The organism is Vibrio sp. 10N.261.55.F4 (assembly GCF_041470465.1).
GTDB lineage: Bacteria > Pseudomonadota > Gammaproteobacteria > Enterobacterales > Vibrionaceae > Vibrio > Vibrio crassostreae_C.
In genome coordinates, this window is the sequence record NZ_JBFRMM010000003.1 from 50,478 (window position 1) to 68,424 (window position 17,947).

Genomic DNA, 17,947 nt, shown 5'->3' on the forward strand with positions numbered 1-17,947 from the left:
GGAGCTAGCATGTCTTCTGACAGTTCATCACTTGTGGTCAAACTCGAAAATATCAGCTTTCGTTGGAAGCCTGAATTACCACCAACGCTAGAGATCCCCTCTCTTCACATCCAAGCCCAAGAGCACCTTTTTATTAAAGGGCCAAGTGGTTGTGGAAAATCAACTTTGTTAGGGCTACTGACCGGAATCAACCAAGCTGAGCAAGGAGAAGTCTCTATCCTTGATCAAGACCTCACTCAGCTTACACCTCGTCAAAGAGATAAATTCAGAGCCGATCATATTGGTTATATTTTCCAACAATTTAACCTGCTTCCTTATCTATCAGTTATCGATAACGTGACGCTTCCTTGCCAGTTTTCACAGATTCGTAAACAGCAAGTCGCTGAAAGCCAGAAAAGCTTACAAGAGACGGCTCGAGAGTTGTTACTCCGATTAAAGCTACCTCAAGCTTTAATGGACAAGCCCGTTACCGAGTTGAGCATCGGTCAACAACAACGTGTTGCTGCCGCTCGTGCTTTGATCGGCCAACCCAAAATCATTATTGCCGACGAGCCAACCTCGGCTTTGGATCATGACAACCGAGAAGCTTTTATCGAACTGTTGTTAGAACAAGCCAACCAGGCAGGTTCTACTCTTATCTTTGTTAGCCATGATCCAACACTAGAAAAGTTGTTCACTCGAACCATAGATTTAAAAACCGTTAACCAAGCTAAGGTTGTCGTATGAAAGTAATTACTCACTTAGCCTTAAAAAGCGTACTCAACCGTAAAGCCACAGCCATTCTAACTATTCTCACTGTGGCTGTATCCGTCATTCTATTACTCGGTGTGGAACGTGTAAGAACCGAAGCTAAGAGCAGCTTCGCCAATACGATTTCAGGTACTGACCTTATCGTCGGTGGCCGCTCTGGTCAGGTAAACCTGCTGCTTTATTCCGTATTTAGAATCGGTAATGCAACCAACAACATCGACTGGAAAAGCTATGAAGAATTTAGCCAGCACAACGCAGTAAAGTGGGCGATACCAATATCATTGGGCGATTCACACAAAGGCTTCCGTGTGATGGGTACAAATCATAGTTACTTTGAAAACTATCGCTATGGAAGTAAGCAATTACTTACTTTCCAACAAGGTAAAGAGTTTAATCAGCTATTTGACGTAGTGATTGGTGCCGACGTCGCGAAGAAGCTAGATTACAAAATAGGTGATCAAATCATTCTTGCGCACGGTATCAGTGATGTTGCGTTTAGCCGTCACGATAATCTGCCCTTCAAGATTGTGGGAATACTCGCGCCAACAGGAACACCAGTAGACAAAACCGTACACGTATCGCTAGAGGCAATCGAAGCAATTCATGTTGGCTGGGAATCAGGTGCCAACCTCGGGCACACACCGAATGCTGAAGCGCTAAAGCAACGTGACTTCCAACCGAAGCAGATTACCGCGATGATGGTTGGCCTTAAATCGAAGATCCAAACCTTCGCACTGCAACGAGAAATCAATAACTACCGCCAAGAACCTTTAAGCGCCATTATGCCGGGCATTGCGCTTCACGAATTGTGGGGAATGATGGCTGTAGCAGAACAAGCACTACTGATTGTTTCAGGGTTTGTTGTCGTCGCCGGTTTATTGGGCATGCTCAGTAGCCTACTCACTAGCTTGCAAGAAAGGCGCCGAGAGATGGCCATCCTACGTGCGATGGGCGCAAGACCTCGTCATGTGTTTGGTTTACTGATCAGTGAAGCCAGTGCGCTAACCTTCCTTGGCATTACATTAGGTGTTGCAGTATTGTTTGCGCTGATTGCAGTGGTTGCTCCTATTGTGCAACAAAGTTATGGTATCAACATATCGATATCCGCAATCACACCGCATGAGTGGAAACTGCTTATGCTGGTACAAGTTGCTGGAATCATTATCGGCTTTATTCCCGCTTTCAGGGCTTACCGCCAGTCATTGTCTGATGGCATGACGATTCGAATCTAAAATAGGAACCTACGATGCAACGCAAATTCCTACTGATACTTGGGCTACTTCTGTTCCCATTTATCAGTACAGCTCACGCTGAAACCACTCAGAATGACGAATCGGTATTAACACTTGAATGGATTGATTTGATTCCAGAATCAGAACGTGCTCAGCTAGATTCATTTGGTATGCCGATGGTTGACCACAATAGTATGGACAAACCTCAACAATCGACACTTGGTGCTGTTCGCCCAGAGCTGAATGGCAGCACAGTGAAGATTCCTGGCTTTGTGATTCCATTGGAAGGTGATGAGAATATGATCACTGAGTTTCTGCTGGTACCGTACTTTGGCGCATGTATCCACGTGCCACCGCCGCCACCGAACCAAATCATCTACGTGAAGTTCCCGAAAGGTGCACCAATACAGCAGTTATGGGATGTGATCTATTTGGTCGGAACGCTGAAAACTGAGTCAATCAGCCATGACTTAGCGCAAACCGGTTATCTTATTGAAGGTACTGCGATTGAAGAGTATGACGACATGTAGTCATTAGAAGGGTGGCTCAAGGATGAGCTGCCGTCACTGAACGAGTGTGATCATTCAATAACAGTTTAATAACGATAATTTTCTTCTGAATTACGCGATGTAATTAGATAAGTAAGCTAGAACAGCGACATAAATCGCGAGTAATAACCCTATACTAAGCTGTTTCTTCAGCTTGTTATCATTGACTTGATTCATAACTCCTCCTTGAGAATTACAACAAATTTAACATTTTATTATCATTAACAAAAGTAAAATTTTGTTGAAACCTTCAACTATGCTCGCAAAATCTAGCCACCAATAAGATAAAGAGTTACATTTTAGACAGTTATACCAATCACAATAAGTAAGTGTTCAGAAATAGCGTAGGAAAAAGCCTTGAGAACAAGGCGGAGCTTTTTGATAAGTAGTTATTCTACAATCAAAAATTGTAGCTCAGTTATCAAGCGTTTTAACAAGCTAGGCTGAGCAATTATTTACTACGATTGGTTTTGAGTCGTCTCCTAACGGTACTCTTATGTCAGAAACCAAACAGCCAGTGATCATTGAGCATGCTAGCGATACACAGCAAAAGCATGAGAAAAAGCCTCATATTGCCGACAGTGCCAGCAGAATGCTGCACATCGCACAAAGCTTCGGCCTCGATTCCTTAATTAGTCATAGTGCCAAGCCAAAGGATAAAGCTGAGAGTACGCTTATCGAACGGGCACTATTGCGAGAGAAAAAACGTAGAGAGCTTCGCCAAAAGAACCTAGAACAGATTCTAAAGTTGGCGCACTCTTCATGTAAGGATGAAGCGGCTGGAGACCCGGATCAGGACTGGTTATACCGTTTCTTCGACATGGCACAAGAGATCCACAATACATCGATGCAGAGGCTATGGGCTCAAGTACTGAAACGAGAAGTCACCAACCCAGGCTCGACGTCGATGAAGGCACTGCAAATCTTAAAAGACATGACACCAAAAGAAGCGTTAACCCTACAAAGGGCAGCATCACTGGGTTGTAGCTTTGGTAGCGATAACAGCAGAAAGCTCTTACTCGGCTTTAAATCTCATGCTGGGCTATTCAACTTTGGCAAAAGGGACACCACCAACACCATCAACCTTGGTGGGCACAACCTGCCCTACTCCAGCTTGCTCCACTTGATAGAGCTCGGGATTATTCTGGGCACAGAATTAGAATCCGGAGAGATTGATTTCGATCCAGCCCTGCACCTAACCTATCAAGGTAAGAGCATGTCACTGGCACCATTATCAAAAGGCGTGAAGCTGGTTTACTACCGATTCAGCCCTACAGGCAATGAGCTTTGTACCTTGCTCGGTAACAAGCCAAACACGCAGTATTACGATCAACTGATTGCACTATTGAGCCAGAAATTCACAGTACAGACAGAAGTGAAAAGCAGCGTAAATTACACCGTCTAGACACTCGACGGAGCTAAAATAGACGGTGTAAAAAGTGAAGTATAGAGAGGAATAAAGAGAATCTAGAGGATAGGTTTCTTGTCTCGGTAAACTAAGGCTGCACTATTTATCGGTCGTGAATAAACAGATAAACAGCTGAGTAGCCTTAGTCATACCAACGATCTCAGTTGGCTAAGATATTTCGCTTCTCCAACGCATCAATACACAGTTCGACCAATTCATCGAGTGTCTTCTCACCTGCAGGTAGATCAATCTCAGGGTTCTGAGGCGCTTCGTACACTGAACTAATACCTGTAAAGTTCGGGATCTCTCCGGCACGTGCTTTCTTATACAGACCTTTAGGGTCACGCTGTTCGCAAACCTCTAATGGAGTATTGACGAACACCTCAAGAAACTCACCTTCCGGCAATAAATCTCTCACGAGTTGCCTTTCAGCTTGATGCGGAGAAATAAAGGCTGACAACACGATCAAGCCTGCATCTGCCATCAATTTAGCAAGCTCACCAATACGACGGATGTTCTCTCGACGATCTTGCTCAGAGAAGCCAAGGTCGCTACATAAGCCATGACGCACATTGTCACCATCCAATAAATAAGTATGGTAACCAAGCTGTGCCAAACGATTTTCTAATGCTCCAGCGACTGTCGATTTACCAGAACCAGACAACCCCGTGAACCAGAGCACGGCTGGCTTTTGTGATTTCAGATCCGCGCGAAATGTTTTATCAATCGAGTGTTGATGCCACACAACATTCTCATCTTTGGGTTTGAGTACTGCGGTCATAATTAGTCCTTTAAATAAACAGCATTAAAATGGGAAAAAATAAGGAATTAGGGTCAGCACCAAGCCCGAATATACAATCGAGATTGGAATGCCGATACGCAGATAATCCGTTAAATGGTAATTACCTACGCTATAAACAAGTAAGTTGGTTTGGTAGCCGTATGGAGAGATAAAACTGGCACTGGCACCAAACAGTACCGCCATGATGAACGGCATAGGGTCAACGCCATAACCTACTGCCATACTGTAGCCAATCGGAAATGAGAGTGCTGCAGCCGCATTATTGGTCACCAGCTCTGTCAAAACCAAAGTCATAAAGTAGGTAGCAACTAACGCACCGAATACGCCCCAGCCATTAAACGCCTCCATAAACATCAGCCCCATCCGCTCAGATAAACCCGATGAAATCATCAGTTGAGCAATAGAAAGTGCAGAGCCCACGATCACCACAATATCGACTGGGAAACGGCGGCGGAGCTCACCCAGTTGCACCACGCCAAATGCCACCAGCAACAGTAGAAAACCAGCTAAGCCTTTGATAATAGGTACTGCATCGATAAGGGCTAAACCAATCACGCTAGCAAAGCCGAGCAACACGAACGTCGATTTGTCGGCATCAAGCTTGGCACTCGAATCTAAGTCATTCATCAACACAAACTCTTTGTTGTGTTGTTGGCGCTGTTCTTCAAAGCGTTTACCTGGAACCAAAATCAAGGTATCACCAGCGGTCAATGTGATATTCCCTAGCCCACCTTCTAGGCGTTCATGGCCACGACGAATAGCAACCACAACCGCATCGAAACGGTCTCTAAACTGGCTAGTTTTCAGGGTTTTGTTACAAAAACTTGCTGATGAACTCACCACCACTTCAACAAAGCTCTGACCATTCAAATGATGCTGACCAAACAGAGTCAGTCCTTGAATTTCTTGCAGTGTCGCCACGCTCTCAACATCACCACAAAACAGCAATCGGTCACGAGCTTGAAGAATAAAATCAGGGTCAATCGACGCGGTGGTTTTACCGTCTCGAATCACTTCGGCTAAGAACAGTTTTCTAAGAGCTCTAAGATTATTTTCACTGACGCTACGGCCAACTAATGGAGAACCTGGCTCAACTCGCGCCTCGAGAAAGTAAGGCAGATCATCTTGAGAACCATCATCGTAGCTGGGTAGAAAATAGCTAAGAGGAATAAGGATCAATACCCCACCGACCAAAACCGCTAAACCGATCAAGGTAGGTGTGAAAAAGTTTAAGCTCGGTAAACCTGCATCTTCAACAAAACTATTGATGATCAAATTGGTAGAGGTGCCGATCAATGTCAGGGTGCCACCTAAGATGGCAGCGTATGACAAAGGGATAAGTAACTTAGACGGCGCGTGCTGTTGATTACGTTTGATCGCCCCGATCAAAGAAACAACCACCGCGGTGTTATTAGTAAAAGAAGAAAGTAACGCTGTAGAAATACCCAACTTCGCAACCACGGTACCTAGCCTACCTTCAGAGATATTGCGGCTAACCCAGCTGATTAAGCGAGTTTTCTCCAACGCACTTGATGCGAGGATCAGAAGAATTAAAGTCAGTAACGAGGAGTTAGTGAAGTTATTAGCCAAGCTCGACAAGTCGATCATGCCAGCCATAAAAGCAATAAACGCCGCGCCAGCAAAGATAAAGCTTGGCTTAATACGGGTAACGAGCAGGCAAGTAATGATGCCGAGCAAAATCGCTAATACAAATCCTTGTTGCCACATATACCCGTCCTTTATGGCGGAAACGATCGGTTTCCGCCTGATTCAATAAGCTGTTACTTGGTCGTTTATGACTTCAGTAGTTGGCTTAGATCTTTGGCATCCCAATGAGGGAAATGTTTGCGAACCAATGCGTTGAACTCAAGTTCAAATGCAGAGAAGTTACCGACTTGCTGTTCAACAGAGTCCAAACGGTCTCGAATCAAACCCGCGCCAACCGTCACGTTGGTTAGTCGGTCGATAACGATGAAGCCACCGGTATCGGCACTTTCACGGTATTTATCCAGCGCGACAGTCTCGTTCAGTGACCATTCACACAAGCCAATGCCATTCAATGGCAACTCATCGACAGCGTGAGTCGATAGGTTGTTGATGTCGTATTGGTGACGAACCGTTTCAACCTGACCAACGGTTTTCTTGCCTGCGATCTTGATGTCGTAAGCTTTGCCCGGTTGCAATGGTTGCTCTGTCATCCACACGATGTCAGCCAATACGTGGTTAGTGGATTCAATCTGCGCGTTTTCTAGCACAATCAAATCACCACGACTGATATCAATCTCATCTTCAAGAGTCAGCGTTACTGCCAAGCCCGCTTGCGCAGACTCCAAATCACCATCAAAAGTTACAATGCGTGCAACCTTAGAGGTTTTACCCGACGGCAGCGCCTTGATTTCATCACCGACACTGACACGGCCAGAGGCAACGGTGCCAGCAAAACCGCGGAAGTCTAAGTTAGGACGATTGACGTACTGAACTGGGAATCGGAATTCACCTGCCGAACGCTTTTGGTCAATGTCGACGTTCTCTAACACTTCTAGCAGAGATGGGCCTTCGAACCATGCAAGCTCTTTACTTGGTGCAGCAACGTTGATGCCTTCAAGCGCCGATACTGGCAAGATCTGAATATTGGTTTCACCTTCTAGGTTTTCTGCAAACTCTAGATACTGATCGCGAATCTCTTCAAAACGATCTTGTGAATACTCCACAAGATCCATCTTGTTTACAGCAACGATGAAATGCTTCAAACCAAGCAGGTTAGAGATAAACGAGTGACGACGTGTTTGATCCAGAACGCCCTTACGAGCATCAATCAAGATCACCGCCAGATCACACGTTGAAGCGCCTGTTGCCATGTTGCGCGTATACTGCTCATGCCCAGGAGTATCAGCAATAATGAACTTACGTTTTTGAGTCGAGAAGTAGCGGTAAGCCACATCGATCGTGATCCCTTGCTCACGCTCAGCCTGCAGACCATCAACAAGCAGTGCCAAATCAGGTTTCTCACCTGTCGTTCCCACTCGTTGGCTATCCGAGTGAACCGCCGCTAGCTGATCTTCATAAATCTGTTTTGTATCATGGAGCAAGCGACCGATTAACGTACTTTTACCGTCATCTACCGAGCCACAAGTTAAAAATCTAAGCATAGATTTATGCTGATGCTGACTTAGATAACCTTCAACCCCTAGTTCAGCCAATTCGGCTTCTACTGCACTATTCATTTTTCTTTCCTTAGATTCTTAGAAATAACCTTGGCGCTTTTTCAGCTCCATAGAGCCCGACTGATCATGGTCAATCGCTCGACCTTGACGCTCACTAGACGTCGCCACCAGCATCTCTTCAATAATGCCCGTTAGCGTATTCGCCTCAGATTCAACCGCTCCGGTTAATGGGTAACAGCCTAAAGTACGAAAACGAACGCTTTTCTCTTCAATCACTTCACCTTCTTGCAGCTCCATACGGTCATCATCAACCATGATCAGCATGCCATCACGCTCAACTACAGGGCGTTTGTCTGAAAGGTAAAGTGGAACAATATCGATGCTCTCTAGATAGATGTATTGCCAGATATCGAGCTCAGTCCAATTAGATAGCGGGAAGACACGAATGCTTTCGCCCTTATTAACCTGACCGTTGTAGGTGTGCCAAAGCTCTGGACGCTGGTTTTTTGGATCCCACGTATGGTTCTTATCACGGAAAGAATAAACACGTTCTTTCGCACGAGATTTTTCTTCATCACGACGCGCACCACCAAAAGCCGCATCGAACCCATACTTGTTTAACGCCTGCTTAAGGCCCTGTGTTTTCATGATGTCAGTGTGCTTCGAAGAACCATGTACAAATGGGCTACAACCCATCTCAATACCTTCTGGGTTCTTATGTACTAAAAGGTCGAAGCCGTACTTTTTAGCCGTACGATCACGAAACTCAATCATCTCGCGGAATTTCCAATCCGTATCTACATGCAATAGCGGGAATGGAATCTTGCCTGGATAAAACGCTTTGCGAGCTAAATGAAGCATCACAGAAGAATCTTTTCCGATGGAGTACATCATCACTGGGTTATCAAACTCAGCCGCTACTTCACGGATAATATGAATACTTTCCGCTTCGAGCTGTTTTAGGTGGGTTAAACGTTCTTGGTCCATTTCAGTGCTTCCTTTAAGGCTCGCGTTACGAGCAATTCATTACTTGTTCTTGTCAAGCATGGGATTTAACTCATCCACTTGAGTGAATGGGAGTATTGGCACTAGAAGAAAACAGAAGCTTCGTGTTGAGCTATCCTTGCTATTCGTCTGCCTGATACGTCCTTGATATAGGCATTATGACGAGCCTCTCATATTACTGGAAATTCTAAAATTTCATTTTTTATTCGAAAAGCTGATAAGGGATTGAATTTACCGATAAGCAGGTGAAATGAATGGACTAATATTATCGATATCAGTTGCGCATCGATTGAGCAGCTTTGGGAGGCGTCTTGCAGAACACCATAAAGTAATCGATCTAAGTCACGAATTAACATTCGTTGTAATCATTGTTTCATTCGGTTTTGTTACATTACGCAACGAATTTTCTACTATCCACTTTGGAGCTACAAAATGAAAGTTGCAATGAAACCTTTGTCATTGGCTGTACTTGCGGGTCTTGGTTTGACTTTAGCAGGCTGCACAACAACACCAGATACCGATGAAGTGATTAAATTACGTGTCGTAGAAACGACGGATATCCATACCAACCTAATGGATTACGACTACTACAAAGACAAGCCATCGAAAAAAATCGGCTTAGCACGTACTGCAACTTTAGTAAAAGAAGCTCAAAGCGAAGTAACCAACAGCGTTTTAGTTGATAACGGTGACTTACTGCAAGGTAGCCCAATGGGTGACTACATGGCAGACAAAGGCATCGAAGCTGGCGAAGTTCACCCTGCATATAAAGCAATGAACCAACTAAGCTACGACGCTGCAAACCTAGGTAACCACGAATTCAACTACGGTCTTGAGTTCCTAGAAGAATCGATCAACGACGCTGATTTCCCTTACATCAGTGCTAACGTTTACGACGCAGAAACCAAAGAACACTACTTCACGCCTTACATCATCAAGACGCACACGTTCGAAGATACTGCTGGCTTAGAGCACGAAGTAAAAGTGGGTTACATCGGTTTTGTTCCACCACAAATCATGACGTGGGATAAGAAGAATCTAGAAGGCAAAGTGATCGCTCGCGATATCATTGAGACGGCTAACGAGTTAGTGCCTCAAATGAAAGCGGAAGGTGCAGAGGTTATCGTTGCTATCCCTCACTCAGGCGTATCAACTGACCCATACAAAAATGGCGAAGAGAACTCAACGTTCTACCTATCTGAAGTAGACGGCATCGATGCGATCGCATTCGGCCACTCTCACGCAGTTTTCCCAGGTAAAGGTTTTGATGACATTCAAGGCATCGACAACGAAACGGGCACCATGAACGGCGTTGCGGCAGTAATGCCTGGTCGTTGGGGTAGCCACGTTGGTGTTATGGATCTAACACTTGCACAAAAAGACGGTAAGTGGGAAGTGGTTAAAGGCCAATCAGAAGCGCGCCCTATCTACGACAAAATAGAGAAGAAATCGCTTGCTGCAGCTGATGAAGGCATCGTAACAGCACTAGAAAAAGACCACGCTGGTACTCGTGAGTTTGTTAACCAACCGATTGGTAAAGCAGACGATGTGATGTACAGCTTCTTGTCTCTAGTACAAGACGATCCAACAGTTCAAATCGTTAACCTTGCACAGAAAGATTACGTTGAACAGTTCATCCAAGGTGACCCTGACCTAGATGGTACGCCAGTACTTTCAGCAGCTGCACCATTCAAGGCCGGTGGCCGTAAGAATGACCCAGCGAACTTCACTGAGGTTGAATCTGGTCAACTGACATTCCGTAACGCAGCTGACTTGTACCTTTACCCGAACACGCTAGTTGCGATGAAGGTAACAGGTCACGAAGTAAAAGAGTGGCTTGAGTGTTCTGCAGGTCAGTTCAACCAAGTGGATGTTAACTCCACAGCACCACAACAGTTGATTGAGTGGGATAACTTCCGTACTTACAACTTCGATGTTATCGACGGTGTGGATTACCAAATCGACGTAACTCAACCTGCTAAATACGATGCAAACTGTAAAGTCGTTAACCCTGACTCACAGCGTATTGTTGGCCTAACTTACCAAGGTAAGCCAATCGACATGAAGCAAGACTTCCTGATCGCCACCAACAACTACCGTGCATACAGCGCTAAGTTCCCAGGCACAGGTGAAGACTTCATCGCATTTGATGCACCAGATGAGAACCGTACTGTTCTTGCAAACTACATCTCTCGCGTAAGCAAAGAGCAAGGTCAAGTGAGCCCAAGCGCGGATAACAATTGGTCATTTGCGCCAATCAAAACAGATAACAAGCTAGATATCCGCTTTGAAACATCTCCAAGCGACAAAGCAGCAGAGTTCATTAAAGAGAAGGGTCAATACCCGATGAAACGTGTTGCGACTGACGATGTTGGTTTCGCTGTTTACCAGATTGACCTAACTAAATAGATTGCTTAAGTAATCCATAGTTAACGTTCTGAAAGGCTGAGTTTAACGACTCAGCCTTTTTCTTTTCTTATCTAAATTCTTAGTGTAAGGCCTCAGCTTTCGAAGCTTAAACTCCTGCTCATTCTTCGCCTAATATCGCACACCTCAAATCACCTATTGAATCCAATCAACGTAAAAAAGCAGCAATTCGCTGTAAGTTTTTCTGAGCTCTTCCTGTCTATTTAATTTACTACACTCAATGAATGGCCGGTAAGCCATTCATCTATAGGATAGATAAGGACATTTGATGGGCACCGTCGAGAGCATTCAAGCATGGTTACATTCAGGGGAGGAGTCGCTGCTATGGCTGATGCTTGGCATTATCGCGCTTTCTTATCTGCTTGAAGATCTGGCAATCGTGACGGCCGCTGGTTTAGCGACTCAAGCACTCATCCCACCGCAATATGCGTTACTTGCAATTTTCATTGGCATTGCCACTGGTGATCTTGGTCTTTATTACCTTGGTAAATCAGGACGTTACTTCCGAGGCGTTCGATATAAAGCCCTCACCAATAAGTACTTTCGTTCGCTTCGTACCAAATTACGTCAGAACGCATTCAGCAGCCTTTTTGTTATCCGCTTTATTCCAGGGCTTCGCACCGTCGGGTTTACCTTAAGTGGCTTTTTCGCCATCCCACTGCCTACTTTCTTGTTTGCCGTGATTAGTGCCACTGCGCTCTGGACTGGCATTGTCTTCTCTGCCATCTACTATTTAGGGACATCAGCGTGGCTGCAAGCCTCTGAATATCAATGGATCATCATCCCGTGTGCCATCGCTTTGCTGTTTATCGGCAATCGATTAATGAATAGAACCTACTCTAGAGGATTATCATGAGTTCACCGCAAGATATTCGCATCATTCCCGCACATCAAATCAATGCAGGCATGCCTTTGCTTGAAAAAGATACCGTGCGCAGCGTCTCTCCTTATGAGTTTCTTCCAACTTGGTTCTTCTACACGCCAGTTGTGATTCAAAGCCTGATGCAAGGGTTACGGCACTTTGACTGGGCACTGCCGCTCATCGCCAACCCAAGCATCAAGTTAAGCGGTATGGTAGGCGAATCAAAACACGAGATATTAAGCCTTGCCGGATCTTCAAGTCAGCGTTGGATCTCTCCGTTTATAACCCTAACCAAAACGGATCTCGGCAGTAAAAAACAAGCCGAAGACGCACGCAGCGCACTCATACAAACGGATCTTGATTTCCCTATCGTGGCAAAGCCGGATCTTGGCTGTCGAGGTGTTGGCGTTAAGCTGATCAACAACCAAGATCAACTTGAGCAATATGTTGAATCTTTCCCAAATAATGCTCGCTTTCTATTGCAGAAAAAGGCGCCTTATCAAGCCGAAGCGGGTGTTTTCTATGTTCGTTACCCAAACAAAAAGCAAGGCGAGATCATCTCGATCACACTCAAATATGCGCCAATGGTGGTGGGTGATGGCAGCTCGACCCTCAAGCAGCTAATTGAAAATAGCCCGCGTGCAGGGCAGCTCAGCCACCTGTATCTGCCGAGACATGAAGATAAACTGGATCAAGTACTCGCAGAGGGCGAAGAGTTCCAACTCGCGTTCGCAGGTAGCCATAGCCGTGGCTGTATCTTCCGAGACGGCAACCAATACATCACTCAAGCTTTAACCGAACGCTTAGACGAGATATTTGACGACTTCGATGGCTTCCACTTTGGTCGACTCGACGTCAAATTCAAGGACATGCACAGCCTAATGAACGGTGAGGATTTCACTATCCTTGAGGTCAATGGCGCCAGCAGTGAGGCTGGGCATATCTGGGATCGCAACACGCCATTGCGAGAGATATTTTCTACGCTACTTCTGCAATACCGCATTCTTTTTGATATTGGCGCTCAGCAAAAACAACGAGGCTATAAGACTCCTTCTTTCAAGAGCTTATTCGCTGCGTGGCAAGAAGAGCGACGTCTTGTTCAACAATATCCGACCACTGACTAACTTTGTACGAGGACCATGAATGAACCCCATAGCCCAACCAAGCGCCCTCACTTCTTTCTCTCCTAGCATCAAAGGAGCGGTAGAGATATTGAATCAGGGTCTAGAGTTTTTGTTAGCGATATCTGACAGCGACTATCTGACACGAGCAAAGCCGCACGTCACAAGCTCTATTGGTGAGCATACTCGTCACACGCTCGATCTTTTTCACGCTTTAATTTTAAAAGAGAATGCGACCGTTGATTACAACACTCGCCGTCGTGGTCATCCCGTCGAATACGACCGCTCAATTGCAGTAAAAGAGATCCATTATGTGATCAACTGGCTTGAACGATTAGACCGCAGAGATCTCGAAGCGCCTATCATGATCCAAACCGAAGTTTCAATGGATACACAAGTATTCGCCAGCCTGCCTTCTACGTTAGAAAGAGAGGTCACCTTTGCTGCTCTGCATGCCAATCATCACTATGCGATGATCAAGGTGATCACGACTTTTCTTGATGTCGAAACATGCAATACCTTTGGTTATGCCCCAACCACCAGCAGCTATCTGAGGGAGCAATAATCATGTGTTCAGTATCTTGGCTGCTTGAAGACAATGGCTATCAGGTCTTCTTTAATCGTGATGAACAAAAGACACGGGCACTGGCGATGCCACCTAAACAATATCGAGTTAACGGTGTCGATATCATCATGCCACTCGACCCAACTGGCGGTGGTAGCTGGATAAGTATTAATGAGTTAGGGCTTTCACTATGCCTACTCAATAACTATCAAGGCACAGTGCCTGTTGGTCCTTTAGTCAGCCGCGGTTTGCTACTTAAAAACCTATCATCGAGTCGTAATATCAGTCAGCTCTCTGAAGCATTTCACAAGCTAGATCTACACTCTTTTGTCCCATTTACCTTGCTGGCTTTCGCGCCCAATCTAACCCAACACAATGGTCTGGTTATCGCCTACATGTGGGATGGTATTCAACATCAAATAGTCGACACTGATTCTCCACTCTTCTCGTCCGGTGTTGATTTAGAGCGAGTGCAAGCCTACCGACAAGCAAAATATGATCAGCTCATAGCGGCAGGTAAGAATCAACAGAACTTACTGATGTTCCACTCTCACCATCACAATGAGCAACCTCATTTAGCGACCTGTATGCATCGCGAAGACGCACATACCGTGAGCTTTACACACTTACGTAATCTGCATGGCCAAGCCTCTATGTTTTATGCACCCGGCTCACCATGCGAACCTATTAAACCATGCCAGATAAATCAGCAGCGCTTTACCTTTGATTTATCACCAGCAATCAATCTATAGATGGAGTCCATCATGAGAAAACTAATCACCATGGTTCTGCTACTTGTTAGCCCGTACGTATTTGCCGCCGATGAAATCTACACTGGTTTCTTTAGCAGTAAAGCGCTCGATGGCTACGATACCGTCGCGTATTTCACTTCCGGTAAGCCCATTGAAGGCAGTAAAAAATTCAGCACTGAGTACAAAGGCGCGGATTGGTATTTCTCTTCTGAAAAGAATCTGACTTTATTTGTTAATAATCCTGAAAAATATGCCCCTCAATATGGTGGCTATTGCGCTTGGGCTGTATCAGCGAAGAGTGACTTTGCACCGGGTGACCCACACCAATGGACGATTGTTGATAACAAGCTTTACCTCAACTACGACCAAGAGATTAAGCAGCGCTGGGAACAAGACCAAGCACAGCATATTCAACAAGCCGATAAAGTTTGGCCGCAACTGATTAAGTAAGGGAATAACGATGACATTCACTCCAGCCAAACATATCCCTGCGGCATTTATCGCGTTTGTGTTTATTCAGTCGCTGTTCTTTAAGTTCACTGGCTCATACGAGACAGAACATATCTTTGGCACGCTCGCGACATGGTCAGGGCTCAGTTGGTTCGGCTCGTTTGGCGGCTACTTGATTGGATTCGCTGAATTGATTGCGGCCATTTTGCTGTTCACGCGTTGGCATGGCCTGGGTGCCATCATGAGCGTGGGAATCATGAGCGGCGCGATATTTTTCCACCTGTTTACACCGCTCGGTATTCAGATGCCTGAGTTCAATGCTGTGGGTGAAATTATCGGTTACGACGGCGGATTATTGTTTGGCATGGCATGCCTAGTGTGGTTATGCGGTGCGTTTTTAAGTGTGAAAGATTTCAAGAATCAAGACGGTTTCCTAAACAACTTTAGTCAATAAGGTAGCTTCATTATGATTGATAGTCCTTTTCGTTTACCACGTTACACGCCTTTTGGTTTAGGTGAGTCTGTTGTCGAGTGGGCAACTGGGCTATCTAAGCTAGACCGACTCTACCAAGATCGTAAAAACGAGTTATCTAGCTTCGAATTCATGAATTACACTCTGTCGGCGCTCAATATCGACTACTCGGTTGCATCGGGAAGCACGGAAAACATCCCGGAAGAAGGGCCTGTCGTGATTGTGGCGAACCACCCGCTTGGCGCCATCGAAGGCGTGATCCTTGCCGATCTCGTAGGATCAGTAAGAAAGGATGTGAAGGTGCTGGCCAATGAGTTACTTAAGCGCCTGCCTGAACTGGATGATCTTTTCATCGGTGTCGATGTCTTTAACAGTAAAGAATCGAAACGCACCAATGCCAAAGCGATTCGAGATGCCAATCGTCATTTGGCTGATGGTGGACTATTGATTGTATTCCCAGCAGGTGAAGTATCAAGCTACCGTAAAGGGGCAAAAACACTGACAGACATCGAGTGGAGCAAGTCGGTAGCGAAATTCGTCAAACGTCACCAAGCCACCACGGTACCTATCTTTATCAATGGCAAGAACAGTGAGCTTTTCTATCAAGCGGGTCGTGTTCATCCACTGTTGAGAACCGCTCTACTCGGACGTGAACTTCTTAATAAACAAGCGACAACTATCTCTATCTCGATTGGCTCATCGATTCCATATTCAGAGATAAAATCGTTTGAAAAAGAGATGGATATCGTCAACTACCTACGACTTAATACCTATCTAATGAGTCAACAAGACAGCCCGAGCACGCCCATCCACGCACCTTCTTTTGATACCCAAGTGATTGCGCCTATTCCGCCAGAAGTGTTGGCAATAGAGGTCGATTCTCTTCCGGAAGATATGAAGTTACTTGAGCAAGGGAACTTTGAGGTCTACTGCACACCAAGCCAATCCATTCCTAACTTAATGCGCGAGATTGGTCGAGTAAGAGAAGAAAGCTTTAGAGAAGTCGGAGAAGGCAGCGGGCTGGCCTGTGATTTAGATGAGTATGACCTTTACTACCATCAACTGTTTGTGTGGAATAAAACCAAGGCAGAACTGGTCGGGGCGTATCGACTCGGTATGGTCGACAAACTCATCGCTGAGCACGGGCTTGATCAGCTCTACTCTCGTAGCCTGTTTAACTACAACCAAGAATTCATTGATACTCTAGAAAACAGCATTGAGCTTGGGCGATCGGTAGTAAGTAAACCTTACCAAAAGAGCCTGAACTCACTGTTACTATTGTGGAAAGGCATTGCGACCTTTGTGTCTCGTCACCCTCAATATACCCATCTGTTCGGCCCAGTCAGTATCAGCAATGATTACAGCCACAATGCGCGTCTGTTGATCGCGACCACGTTATCAATCCACCATTATGATGAGGAAAAGGCGAATTTGGTTTCACCTTCGTCACCACTCAATACCAGCAGTCATGTGTTCTGGCAAAATCACCTGCTCTCTTCACTGGCGAGTGTGCCTCTGCTCTCTAAAGTGTTAGCACGCATGGAGCAAGGTAAAGGCCTGCCGGTACTGCTGCGCCAATATCTAGGGATGAACGGTAAACTGGTGTGTTTTAATGTCGACCCATCGTTTAATGATGCCTTGGATGGCTTGATTGTGGTGAACCTTAAGAAGGTTCCATTGAAGACCTTAGGTAAATACATGGGCAGAGAACTTGCTCAAGATTACCTAGAGCAACACGCACGCCTCTGATTTATCCTGCTCTGTACCTCTCTCCAAATAAGTGCGATGATTTCGGCACTTATTTGGGATAGGTTATTTTCATGCACACCTCTTTTATCGAACAACTGCAAAGCTTCGACTTCTCTGAAAGCCAGATTGAATCTCTACTCGCTGTCGCCAAGCCACTTGAGCTGCCAACCAGACACATCTTGATCAATCAAGGTGAGATGGCGAGTTCAATCTACTTTGTACTTGAAGGCTTGTGCCATGCCTGCTACCTCACTGATGATGGTAAGCAATACAGCAAAGAGTTCTATTGGGAACAAGATTGGATCATCGGCTTTGAGAGTCTGATAAAGAACCAAGCCTCTCCTTACCTATTAGAAACGCTGACACCCATCACCATGTTAGAGCTGCCAATGAATGCGGTTATCGAGTGGCGTGCATCAAATAATCCTTTGTATTTAAAGCTGTTAGAAACACAACTGATGCATAAGGAAAACAAAGAACGCTTCATGCTGCTCTATACACCAGAGCAACGCTATCAGCTGTTCTGCGAGCACTATCCCGACCTTGAGCAGCGCTTGCACGACAATCAAATTGCAGCCTACCTAGGAATAACCGCAATCAGCCTGAGCAGAATTAAAGGTCGAATTAACAATAGTTAATG

Annotated in this window: 17 protein-coding genes; 13 read left to right on the top strand and 4 right to left on the bottom strand. The window is 45.4% G+C overall.

The genetic code is table 11. The annotated features are described in order from the left end of the window. Positions 1-9: 9 nt before the first annotated feature. From AB4249_RS03430 to AB4249_RS03445, 4 genes are all read left to right on the top strand, one after another. A complete protein-coding gene (locus AB4249_RS03430) occupies positions 10-726 on the top strand; it encodes an ABC transporter ATP-binding protein (protein ID WP_017058894.1) in 717 nt (238 codons plus the stop codon). Continuing rightward, positions 723-1,982 carry an FtsX-like permease family protein gene (locus AB4249_RS03435; protein ID WP_017067558.1) on the top strand — a complete coding sequence of 420 codons (1,260 nt, stop codon included), beginning with the start codon at positions 723-725 and terminating at the stop codon, positions 1,980-1,982. Before AB4249_RS03430 ends, AB4249_RS03435 begins: the two co-directional genes overlap by 4 nt. A 14-nt stretch (positions 1,983-1,996) precedes the next feature. Then, entirely contained in the window at positions 1,997-2,512 is a 516-nt protein-coding gene (locus AB4249_RS03440) for a DUF3299 domain-containing protein (protein WP_017058892.1), read from the top strand. A gap of 514 nt (positions 2,513-3,026) precedes the next feature. Then, entirely contained in the window at positions 3,027-3,935 is a 909-nt protein-coding gene (locus AB4249_RS03445; protein WP_372102321.1) for a TIGR03899 family protein, read from the top strand. A gap of 163 nt (positions 3,936-4,098) precedes the next feature. On the opposite strand, the gene cysC is transcribed toward AB4249_RS03445, so the two are convergent. The 4 genes from cysC to cysD form a co-directional block, all read right to left on the bottom strand. After that, on the bottom strand, positions 4,099-4,719 hold the full coding sequence (cysC, locus tag AB4249_RS03450) for an adenylyl-sulfate kinase (protein ID WP_017067555.1): 621 nt from the start codon (positions 4,717-4,719) through the stop codon (positions 4,099-4,101). Between the two features lie 24 nt (positions 4,720-4,743). Further along, on the bottom strand, positions 4,744-6,468 hold the full coding sequence (locus tag AB4249_RS03455) for an SLC13 family permease (protein ID WP_017067554.1): 1,725 nt from the start codon (positions 6,466-6,468) through the stop codon (positions 4,744-4,746). A gap of 65 nt (positions 6,469-6,533) precedes the next feature. Then, positions 6,534-7,964, bottom strand: a complete 1,431-nt coding sequence (cysN, locus tag AB4249_RS03460) for a sulfate adenylyltransferase subunit CysN (protein ID WP_372102322.1) — start codon at positions 7,962-7,964, stop codon at positions 6,534-6,536. An 18-nt stretch (positions 7,965-7,982) separates the two neighbouring features. Then, positions 7,983-8,927, bottom strand: a complete 945-nt coding sequence (gene cysD, locus AB4249_RS03465) for a sulfate adenylyltransferase subunit CysD (RefSeq protein ID WP_226088532.1) — start codon at positions 8,925-8,927, stop codon at positions 7,983-7,985. Positions 8,928-9,341: 414 nt separating this feature from the next. Here cysD and AB4249_RS03470 point away from each other — a divergent pair, with 414 nt between their 5' ends. The 9 genes from AB4249_RS03470 to AB4249_RS03510 all read left to right on the top strand — a co-directional run bounded on the left by AB4249_RS03470 (position 9,342) and on the right by AB4249_RS03510 (position 17,945). Continuing rightward, the gene (locus tag AB4249_RS03470; protein WP_372102323.1) at positions 9,342-11,318 is read left to right on the top strand and encodes a bifunctional 2',3'-cyclic-nucleotide 2'-phosphodiesterase/3'-nucleotidase; all 1,977 of its coding nucleotides are present in this window, start codon (positions 9,342-9,344) and stop codon (positions 11,316-11,318) included. A 286-nt stretch (positions 11,319-11,604) separates the two neighbouring features. Beyond that, positions 11,605-12,192, top strand: coding sequence for a DedA family protein (locus AB4249_RS03475; RefSeq protein WP_372102324.1), 588 nt, complete (start codon positions 11,605-11,607; stop codon positions 12,190-12,192). Continuing rightward, entirely contained in the window at positions 12,189-13,322 is a 1,134-nt protein-coding gene (locus tag AB4249_RS03480) for an ATP-grasp domain-containing protein (protein WP_102333019.1), read from the top strand. Before AB4249_RS03475 ends, AB4249_RS03480 begins: the two co-directional genes overlap by 4 nt. A gap of 19 nt (positions 13,323-13,341) precedes the next feature. Beyond that, the gene (locus tag AB4249_RS03485) at positions 13,342-13,884 is read left to right on the top strand and encodes a hypothetical protein (RefSeq protein ID WP_017083769.1); all 543 of its coding nucleotides are present in this window, start codon (positions 13,342-13,344) and stop codon (positions 13,882-13,884) included. A gap of 2 nt (positions 13,885-13,886) precedes the next feature. Then, positions 13,887-14,636 (top strand): NRDE family protein, encoded by a 750-nt coding sequence (locus AB4249_RS03490; RefSeq protein ID WP_372102325.1) that lies wholly within the window; start codon positions 13,887-13,889, stop codon positions 14,634-14,636. A gap of 12 nt (positions 14,637-14,648) precedes the next feature. Further along, positions 14,649-15,086, top strand: coding sequence for a YHS domain-containing (seleno)protein (locus AB4249_RS03495; RefSeq protein ID WP_372102326.1), 438 nt, complete (start codon positions 14,649-14,651; stop codon positions 15,084-15,086). A gap of 10 nt (positions 15,087-15,096) precedes the next feature. Further along, positions 15,097-15,540, top strand: a complete 444-nt coding sequence (locus AB4249_RS03500; protein WP_372102327.1) for a hypothetical protein — start codon at positions 15,097-15,099, stop codon at positions 15,538-15,540. Positions 15,541-15,552: 12 nt separating this feature from the next. Continuing rightward, positions 15,553-17,307, top strand: coding sequence for a lysophospholipid acyltransferase family protein (locus tag AB4249_RS03505; protein WP_102394292.1), 1,755 nt, complete (start codon positions 15,553-15,555; stop codon positions 17,305-17,307). A 71-nt stretch (positions 17,308-17,378) separates the two neighbouring features. Then, the gene (locus AB4249_RS03510) at positions 17,379-17,945 is read left to right on the top strand and encodes a Crp/Fnr family transcriptional regulator (RefSeq protein ID WP_372102328.1); all 567 of its coding nucleotides are present in this window, start codon (positions 17,379-17,381) and stop codon (positions 17,943-17,945) included. The last annotated feature ends 2 nt before the right edge of the window (positions 17,946-17,947 follow it).

Excerpts from the sequence above, each read along its gene's own strand:
- AB4249_RS03440 (WP_017058892.1), top strand. The coding sequence starts at position 1,997 with ATGCAACGCAAATTCCTACTGATACTTGGGCTACTTCTGTTCCCATTT.
- AB4249_RS03430 (WP_017058894.1), top strand. The coding sequence starts at position 10 with ATGTCTTCTGACAGTTCATCACTTGTGGTCAAACTCGAAAATATCAGC.
- AB4249_RS03455 (WP_017067554.1), bottom strand. The coding sequence starts at position 6,468 with ATGTGGCAACAAGGATTTGTATTAGCGATTTTGCTCGGCATCATTACT.
- cysN (WP_372102322.1), bottom strand. The coding sequence starts at position 7,964 with ATGAATAGTGCAGTAGAAGCCGAATTGGCTGAACTAGGGGTTGAAGGT.
- cysC (WP_017067555.1), bottom strand. The coding sequence starts at position 4,719 with ATGACCGCAGTACTCAAACCCAAAGATGAGAATGTTGTGTGGCATCAA.
- AB4249_RS03490 (WP_372102325.1), top strand. The coding sequence starts at position 13,887 with ATGTGTTCAGTATCTTGGCTGCTTGAAGACAATGGCTATCAGGTCTTC.
- AB4249_RS03500 (WP_372102327.1), top strand. The coding sequence starts at position 15,097 with ATGACATTCACTCCAGCCAAACATATCCCTGCGGCATTTATCGCGTTT.
- AB4249_RS03445 (WP_372102321.1), top strand. The coding sequence starts at position 3,027 with ATGTCAGAAACCAAACAGCCAGTGATCATTGAGCATGCTAGCGATACA.
- AB4249_RS03495 (WP_372102326.1), top strand. The coding sequence starts at position 14,649 with ATGAGAAAACTAATCACCATGGTTCTGCTACTTGTTAGCCCGTACGTA.
- AB4249_RS03510 (WP_372102328.1), top strand. The coding sequence starts at position 17,379 with ATGCACACCTCTTTTATCGAACAACTGCAAAGCTTCGACTTCTCTGAA.
- AB4249_RS03485 (WP_017083769.1), top strand. The coding sequence starts at position 13,342 with ATGAACCCCATAGCCCAACCAAGCGCCCTCACTTCTTTCTCTCCTAGC.
- AB4249_RS03505 (WP_102394292.1), top strand. The coding sequence starts at position 15,553 with ATGATTGATAGTCCTTTTCGTTTACCACGTTACACGCCTTTTGGTTTA.
- AB4249_RS03480 (WP_102333019.1), top strand. The coding sequence starts at position 12,189 with ATGAGTTCACCGCAAGATATTCGCATCATTCCCGCACATCAAATCAAT.
- AB4249_RS03470 (WP_372102323.1), top strand. The coding sequence starts at position 9,342 with ATGAAAGTTGCAATGAAACCTTTGTCATTGGCTGTACTTGCGGGTCTT.
- AB4249_RS03435 (WP_017067558.1), top strand. The coding sequence starts at position 723 with ATGAAAGTAATTACTCACTTAGCCTTAAAAAGCGTACTCAACCGTAAA.
- AB4249_RS03475 (WP_372102324.1), top strand. The coding sequence starts at position 11,605 with ATGGGCACCGTCGAGAGCATTCAAGCATGGTTACATTCAGGGGAGGAG.